The sequence below is a fragment of the Mesorhizobium sp. M7A.T.Ca.US.000.02.2.1 genome (genome assembly GCF_003996995.1).
Classification (GTDB): Bacteria; Pseudomonadota; Alphaproteobacteria; order Rhizobiales; family Rhizobiaceae; genus Mesorhizobium.
In genome coordinates this window covers 1-7,778 of the sequence record NZ_RZTT01000291.1, presented here as the reverse complement: position 1 = coordinate 7,778, position 7,778 = coordinate 1, and the positions used below count along the sequence as shown (strand labels likewise).

The window sequence follows — 7,778 nt, the reverse complement described above, 5'->3', positions numbered from 1 at the left end:
CCGGATGGCGATGTCGATGTCCGAGTGATCGAGATTGGCCAGCCGCACCGAAGCGTCGATGCGCAGCAGCACGTTGGGATGCCGGTCGAAGTGGCGAGATAGTCTGGGCAACAGCCACTTCGAGGCAAAGGCCGGCGCCACCGAAACCACCAATGTGCATTGCGTCGCCTCGTCGGCCAGGGCCACGGCCTGGGAAAGCTCACGAAATCCAGCACCGAGGCGGGCCGCGAAGACGGCGCCGAATTCGGTCAGCACCAGACCGCTCGCCGTTCGCTCGAACAGCGCCTGGCCGAGCTGTTTTTCGGTACGGCTGATCTGCTGGCTGACGGCGCTGACGGAAACGTTGAGCTCACCGGCCGCCGCCGCCAGCGATCCGAGACGGGCAACGGTTTCGACGGCGCGGAGGCCGTTGAGATGGACGCGGTTGAGCATGGCCATTGAGTTTTTCTAAACTGATCCGACTGAAATCTCAATTGAAAGGCATATCGAAACGGCAGATTTTGTCGGGAGAGACAGACCTGTGGAGCCGGAAATGTTAGGGATTTTGTCGTCGTCGAGGTCTTTTTCACTGCGAGCAGGCCGTATGAGCCGCGCCCGGACGGCGAGGCGCAGAGATGGCTGATCGATCCGCTTTCGCATCCGGTGCTGAACACCATGTCGGAGCGCGAACTGGGCGATGTGCCGTTCAGGCTGACGGCACGGCGGACAGTGCACGAGACGGCTCCGCTACGCGCCGGCAGTCGCTGCTGAGCAGGCGCCAAGCGTTCCGACATAGGAAGTCGAGGCGAGCACGTCCGGCGTACGCACTGGCCCAACAGATGGCGATTGTTTCAGCGACCCCTGCATTTATTGTGCAGTGCAATGACATCAGCCAACTCGACAGCGCTGCGTTTCGCTTTCGCCGGCATGATTGCCATGGCGATTGCCATGGGCATCGGCCGTTTCGTCTACACGCCGATCCTGCCCGGCATGATGCAGGAACTGCATCTGTCGCCTGCCGATGCCGGCTGGATCGCCTCTGCCAATTATCTCGGCTACCTCGTCGGCGCGTCGGCGGCGGCGGGCGGCTGGGCGCATGGGCGCGAGCGCCTGCTGATGCTGGCGGGGCTTGGCGCCAGTGCGGTCCTTGCCGCGCTGATGGGGCTGACCGAAGCGATGGCGGCCTTTCTCGCCATCCGCTTTCTGGCCGGTCTGGCCAGCGCCTTCGTCATGGTGTTCTTGGCCAGCATCGTTTTCAGCCATATCGCGGCTGCCGGTCGCAACGACCTGCAGGCCTGGCATTTCGGCGGCGTCGGGCTCGGCATAGCGGCATCGGCGGCGATGATGGCGGTGCTGGTCGCCGAGCATTCGGGCTGGGCGGCAGGCTGGCTGTGGTCGGCGGCGATTTCGGCCTGTGGTTTCGTCCTCGTGGCTCTGTTGGTCAATGAGGGTCCGCTCGGCAACGGCGAAGTCCCCCGCGAGCCGGCACTGCGGATGGACCGGTCGTTGGTCAAGGTCATCATCGCCTACGGCCTGTTCGGCTTCGGCTATGTGGTGACGGCGACATTCCTGGTCGCCATCGTCCGGCAAGGCGGCGGCAGCCGCGTCTTCGAGGCCATGGTGTGGATGGTCGCCGGTCTTGCGGGCTTTCCCTCGGTCTGGTTCTGGCAGAAGATCGCGGCGCGGACCGGCCTCTATGCCGCCTATGCGCTGGCGTGCTTCATCGAAGTTGCCGGCGTCACCGCCAGCGTCGCCATCGGCGGCGCCACCGGGCCGCTGCTTGCCGGCGTGCTGCTCGGCGGCACCTTCATTGCCATCACCGCCTTTGGCCTGCAGGCCGCCCGGCAGCAGGCGCCAAGCGCGCCGCGCCGGATCTTTGCCCTGATGACGGCTGCGTTCGGCCTTGGCCAGATCATCGGGCCGGTCGCGGCCGGATTTCTGGCGCAAATGTCCGGCGATTTCTTCCTCGCCTCGATCACCGCCGCAACCGTGCTGGTCGTCTCCGGCGCCATCACATTGTCGGCTGCGCCAAAATCGCCATGATTGTGGGCTTGCTGTGCCGGGCATCGGGCACGGGCATTTTCTTTCCCACTAATGTGTGACTTTATGCCCGCCGTAGTCAGCTGATTTGCGCCCAGATCGAGGAATTCGCCACAGTGTTCGTATCGTTTTTTCCAAAGCCGAAGCTGTTTTTTAGCTCGGCGGTCGTCTGGAGCCTGCTTGCCGTCTTGCTCTGGTTCTACGCAGGGGAACGTTTTGGTGGTGTTTTCGGTATGCCTCCAGCTGCTCCCGATGCGCCGCCGATCATCGGTGTCTCATCATTCTGGTCACTGCCGTTTCTATGGTTCTACATATATTTTGCCGTCGTAGTGGCGCTCTTCTACGTCTTTTGGGCTTGGTATTCGCCACACCCATGGCAGATCTGGTCCATTCTCGGCTCTGTGCTGATCCTCTTCATCACCTATTTCCAGGTTCAGGTGAGCGTTGCCATCAACAACTGGTACGGGCCATTTTGGGATCTGATCCAGAATACCATTTCGGGAAAAATAAAGATCACCGCTTCCGATATCTACTGGCAGATTGCTACATTCATGGGAATTGCCGGTGTAGCCGTGGTGGTCAGTGCGCTTACTGTATTTTTGGTAAGTCACTATGTCTTCCGTTGGCGCACTGCAATGAACCAGTTTTACATGGAAAACTGGCAGAAGCTGAGGCATATTGAGGGTGCCTCACAGCGTGTCCAGGAAGACACGATGCGTTTCTCCACGATCATGGAGCAACTCGGCGGCAATTTGATTGACTCGGTGATGACCCTCATCGCCTTCACTCCGCTGCTCATAGCCCTGTCGGTTCACATCACGGAATTGCCGATCGTGGGTGTGATACCGCATCCGCTGCTATTGTCGGCTATTTTTTGGGCCTTGTTTGGCACCGTGCTTCTGGCTGTGGTCGGCGTTAAATTGCCTGGGCTTCAGTTCCGGAACCAGCGCGTTGAGGCGGCTTATCGAAAAGAATTGGTCCTTGGTGAAGATGACCCGAATCGAGCACAGCCACCTGCTGTGAGGGAATTGTTTGCAAATGTAAGAAGAAACTATTTTAGGCTGTATTTTCACTACGTGTATTTCAACGTATTTCGCTACCTCTATTTGCAAACGAACAACATATTCTCTTTGATATTGATGGCGCCGTCCATTGCGGCTGGTGCGATCACTTTAGGTTTGTTGAACCAAATCAGCAATGCGTTCTCCCAAGTGACATCGTCGTTCCAGTATCTTGTAAACTCGTGGCCAACTGTGGTTGAGCTGATCTCGATCTACAAGCGTCTGCGCGCTTTCGAAGCCACTCTGCATGGCGAGCCGCTGCCGGAAATCGACCAGCGCTATCTCGACCGCCAGGCACAGGCGCCCGATCCAGCTTGACTGGGGTGTGAAAGTTGGCGGCTCAGCCGCCGACCGAAACCTGCCTTTGGCCAGCGTCCTGTCGCGAAACATAATCGCGAAAACTGATGCATTCGACATCGGCTTTGACGCAGACCTCGCCGGCAAAGCGCTCAAGCGCGTTCCAGTAGGCGCCGTCATTCATCAGCGCGAAGTGAAAGCCGAGCTCCAGCGGAATGCGTTTTCCCGCATACTGCTTGTCGAAGGCGGCGCGGAAGGCAGCATAGGTCCGGTTCGCGAACTCGTCCGCCTGGCTTGGCCGCTCGAAGCCGCCGGAATGTCTGACATAGAGGTTGTAGTCCATGGCGATCACCGGCCGTGACTTCGGTCCTTCCGGAATCTGCGGCAGCGAAAAGTGCATGATGCCGTTGCTGGCCGTCGGTCGGGCAGGGCCTTGCGAGACGCCGCTGGCGTCGAATTGATAGCCGGCCGCCGGCAGCGCTTCATAGAGCGCCTTGCCGGTCGACAGATACGGCGCGCGAAAACCGACCACCGCATGCCGCGCGAAATCGCGCCAGCCCTCGGGCTCGGGCACAATGCCGTTGATCGCATAGGCGTTCTCGAGAATGTGCTCGAACGAACCGAACTCTTTCAGCCAGTCGGCCTTGCTCCAGTCCTTGCCGTCGAAATGGCCGCAGCCATGGCTGGCGATGTCGTGGCCTTCATGCGCGGCAAGGCCGATCTGTTCGAGCCGCTCGGTGACTTCCTGCTTCGAGGCGGCAAAGCCGATGTTGGATTTGCCGGCGCCTTTGCCCGGTGCGGTGTATTCCTTGCGTGTCTCCGTTGACAGCAGGAAGACGCAGGAGAGAAAATAGGTGAAGTGCGCGCCGGTGCGCTCAGCCAGTGCCCGGCTGCGTTTCCACTGCGAAATGTCGCGGGCACTGTCGAACGAGATGATGACGACCTGTTTCGGCTTTGCCGGCGCCGGTGGATCGGCCAAAGCCCCACCGGCAGCGGCGAGTGCCGCAAGCGAAAACGCAACAACGCGGAACGGACGAAGCATAGGCAATCTGATCTTCACTCGGGGAATGTCTGCAAGCCGGCTATCGCCTAAATGTGGCGTGGGTGCGATTGGCCTTTTCGGCTGCCTGTCCGGGGCAAACATCCGTTTGCCCCGGACAATAGGCGATTTTCCTGTTGAACCCCTTCCATGCCGGCAAAATTTCGCTAAAACGCGGGCTGACAAAGGCCCGACGGGGCAGGAATGGTTTGATTTGATGTCCGACGACAGTTTTATCCGTGAAGTCAATGACGAGATCCGTCGCGAACAGGCGCAGAAGCTGTGGGACCGTTTTGGCCCAGCCCTGATTGTCGTTGCGATCCTCGTGGTGCTCGGCACCGCCGCCTTCGTCGGCTATCGCTATTGGGACGAGACGCGCGCCAACCGCTCGGGCGATGCGTTCTCGCAGGCACTGAAGCTTGCCAATGACGGCAAGAACGATGAGGCGCTGACCGCGCTCGATCAGTTGGAGAAGGATGGCTACGGCGCCTATCCGCTGCTCGCCCGCATGCGCGGCGCAACCGTCAAGGCCGACAAGGGCGACGTCCCCGCCGCCGTCAAGGATTTCGACGAAGTCGCCGCCGACACGGCCATTCCCCAGGGAATTCGCGATATGGCGCGCCTGCGGGCAGCGCTGCTGCTCGTCGACCATGGCTCCTTCGCCGACGTCTCCAGCCGTGTCGAAGCGCTCACATCCGACACCAACACGCTGCGCCATACGGCGCGCGAGGCACTCGGCCTTTCCGCCTGGAAGGAAGGCAAGACGCAGGATGCGCTGAAACTGTTCGACCAGATCGCCGCCGATGACGGCGCCCCGCGCAACACCCGCGAGCGCGCAACATTGATGTCCGAGCTGATCCGCGGGTCGGGCAGTGCGTCGTGACCTTCAAAGTCGCCATCATCGGCAGACCTAACGTCGGCAAATCGACTCTTTTCAATCGACTGGTGGGAAGGAAGCTGGCGCTCGTCGACGACACGCCAGGCGTCACCCGCGACCGTCGCGTCCATGCCGCCAAGCTTTACGACCTGCATTTCGACGTCATCGACACCGCCGGCTTCGAGGACGCGGGCGCCTCGACCTTGCCCGGCCGCATGCGTGCGCAGACCGAGATCGCCATCCGCGAGGCCGACCTGATCTTCTTCACCATCGACGCCAAGTCCGGCCTGTTGCCCGACGACAGGACCTTCGCCGAGATCGTGCGCAAGTCCGGCAAGCCGGTCGTGCTGGTCGCCAACAAAGCCGAGGCCAAGGGCGCCCAGGGCGGCATGCTGGAAGCCTGGGAACTCGGACTTGGCGAGCCGATCCCGGTTTCGGCCGAGCATGGCCAGGGCATGCCCGATTTGCGCGACGCCGTGATCGGCGCGCTCGGCGAAGCGCGCGCCTTCGGCGAAGAAGAAGATGGCGAAGACGAAGACGTCGCTGCCGGCGAGGTGCTGATCGGCGAGGATATCGCCGATCCGGATGCCGAGCACACCTATGACGACACCAAGCCGATGCGCATTGCCGTCGTCGGCCGTCCCAATGCCGGCAAGTCGACGCTGATCAACGCGCTGATCGGCGAAGAGCGGCTGCTCACCGGACCGGAAGCCGGCATTACCCGTGATTCGATCTCGGTCGATTGGGATTGGCATGGTCGCCGCCTGAAATTGTTCGACACGGCCGGCATGCGCCGCAAGGCCAGGATTCATGAAAAGCTGGAAGTGATGTCGGTGCAGGACGGTCTGCGCGCCATCCGGTTTGCCGAGATTGTCATCATCGTGCTCGACGCCACTATCCCCTTCGAGAAGCAGGATCTGCAGATCGCCGACCTGATCATCAGGGAAGGCCGGGCGCCGGTGATCGCCTTCAACAAATGGGATCTGATCGACCATCCCCAGGAGCTTCTGGCCGAACTGCGAGAGAAGACGGAACGGCTTCTTCCCCAGGCGCGGGGCCTCCAGGCCGTACCTGTCTCCGGCGAGACCGGGCGCGGCCTCGACAAGCTGATGGATGCCGTCATCAGGACGCACAAGGTGTGGAACAGCCGCGTCTCGACCGGCAAGCTCAACCGCTGGCTGGAAGGCATCCTGGCACACCACCCGCCGCCTGCCGTGGCCGGACGCCGGCTGAAGGTCAAATACGTCACCCAGGCCAAGACCCGGCCGCCGGGTTTCGTTGTCCAGTGCTCGCGGCCTGATGCGATGCCGCAATCCTATGTCCGCTATCTCTCCAACAGCCTGCGCGAAGCCTTCGACATGCCCGGCGTGCCGATCCGCATCGCGCTGCGCACGTCGGACAATCCATTCGCCGGCAGGTCCAACAAGCGCAAATAAGCGGTCGGGCTCGAATGAACCCCTTTGCTCGCGGGGTTCTCCGCAAAGTTGGCGGGACAGCACCCCCTCTGGCCTGCCGGCCATCTCCCCCGCAAGGAGGGAGATCAGCAGTTCGTTCTGACGGCGCCTTTCTTGCAACGTTGAAGATTCGCGAGAGCACTCGCGACATCCAATCTCCCCCCCTTGCGGGGAGATGTCCGGCAGGACAGAGGGGACGGAACGCGACGCTGGATACCTGTTCCGGCTGTCTAAGCGACCTCCTTCAACCGCTCGTCCCGTGGCAGCGCCTGCAACGCCGCCTGCAACAATATGTCGGCCAGCCGCGCTGCCACCGGATCCAGTTCAGCATCCTTCTGGTGCAGCACCAACGCCATTTTGGGCAATGCCGGCAGCCCGGCGATCTCCGGCGTCATCGCGCTGACGCTGGCCGGCAGGCCGATGTCGGTGCGGATCGTCAGCCCCAGCCCCGCCGCCACGGCTGCCCAGATGCCGCCAAGGCTCGGGCTGGAAAAGGCCATCCGCCACGACAGCCCGGCGCGGTCGAGCGTTTCGGTTGCCACCGTGCGCAGAAGGCATGGCGCTTCGAGCGCCACCAGCGGCAGCGGCTCACCGTCGCGCAGGCTGGTCTCGATGCGCTTTGCCGGCCCGATCCAGCGCATCGGCACATCGGCGACATGCTGGCTGTAGGGCAGCGTTTCGCCGCAGTGCCAAGCGAGCGCGATGTCGAGGCTGCCTGACATGACCCTTTCGGCAAGGTCGTGGCTGCGTGCGATCCTGGCTTCGATCTTCACCTTGGGGTGCGCCCGGGCAAATCGGCCGAGCACGTCTGGCAGCACCGCCTCGCCGAAATCGTCCTGCAAGCCGAGCCGTACCCATCCTTCCAACTCGACATCATGGATGGCGGATGCCGCCTCGTCATTCAATTCGATCAGCCGGCGCGCATAGCCGAGCATGGTCTCGCCGGCCTCGGTCAAAGCGAGGCCGCGTCCTGATTTGCGGAAGATCGGCGTCGCCGCCTGTTCTTCCAGTTTCTTCAATTGCGCGCTGAC

7 protein-coding genes are annotated in these 7,778 nt (G+C 61.9%); 4 read left to right on the top strand and 3 right to left on the bottom strand.

Annotated features, from left to right (window positions below; all coding sequences use genetic code 11):
- On the bottom strand, positions 1–438 hold a 438-nt coding region (locus tag EOD15_RS23740), incomplete at its 3' end, for a LysR family transcriptional regulator (protein ID WP_127408882.1).
- 423 nt (positions 439–861) lie between these two features.
- Between EOD15_RS23740 and EOD15_RS23730 the strand changes: the two genes are divergently transcribed.
- Complete coding sequence (locus EOD15_RS23730) at positions 862–2,022, top strand: YbfB/YjiJ family MFS transporter (protein ID WP_127408881.1); 1,161 nt, start codon at positions 862–864, stop codon at positions 2,020–2,022.
- A 113-nt stretch (positions 2,023–2,135) separates the two neighbouring features.
- Positions 2,136–3,398, top strand: a complete 1,263-nt coding sequence (sbmA, locus tag EOD15_RS23725; RefSeq protein ID WP_127383503.1) for a peptide antibiotic transporter SbmA — start codon at positions 2,136–2,138, stop codon at positions 3,396–3,398.
- Positions 3,399–3,420: 22 nt separating this feature from the next.
- Here sbmA and EOD15_RS23720 read toward each other — a convergent pair whose 3' ends face one another.
- Positions 3,421–4,419: a polysaccharide deacetylase gene (locus tag EOD15_RS23720; RefSeq protein WP_127322170.1), complete on the bottom strand. Its 999-nt coding sequence runs from the start codon at positions 4,417–4,419 to the stop codon at positions 3,421–3,423.
- Between the two features lie 214 nt (positions 4,420–4,633).
- On the opposite strand from EOD15_RS23720, the gene EOD15_RS23715 reads away from it, so the two are divergent.
- Together EOD15_RS23715 and der are read left to right on the top strand one after the other, a co-directional pair.
- The gene (locus tag EOD15_RS23715) at positions 4,634–5,299 is read left to right on the top strand and encodes a tetratricopeptide repeat protein (RefSeq protein ID WP_127322167.1); all 666 of its coding nucleotides are present in this window, start codon (positions 4,634–4,636) and stop codon (positions 5,297–5,299) included.
- Positions 5,296–6,729, top strand: coding sequence for a ribosome biogenesis GTPase Der (gene der / locus EOD15_RS23710; RefSeq protein WP_127322168.1), 1,434 nt, complete (start codon positions 5,296–5,298; stop codon positions 6,727–6,729). Before EOD15_RS23715 ends, der begins: the two co-directional genes overlap by 4 nt.
- 248 nt (positions 6,730–6,977) lie before the next feature.
- Here der and EOD15_RS23700 read toward each other — a convergent pair.
- Positions 6,978–7,778, bottom strand: an 801-nt coding sequence (locus tag EOD15_RS23700) for a LysR substrate-binding domain-containing protein (protein ID WP_127408880.1), incomplete at its 5' end; no start/stop codon positions are given.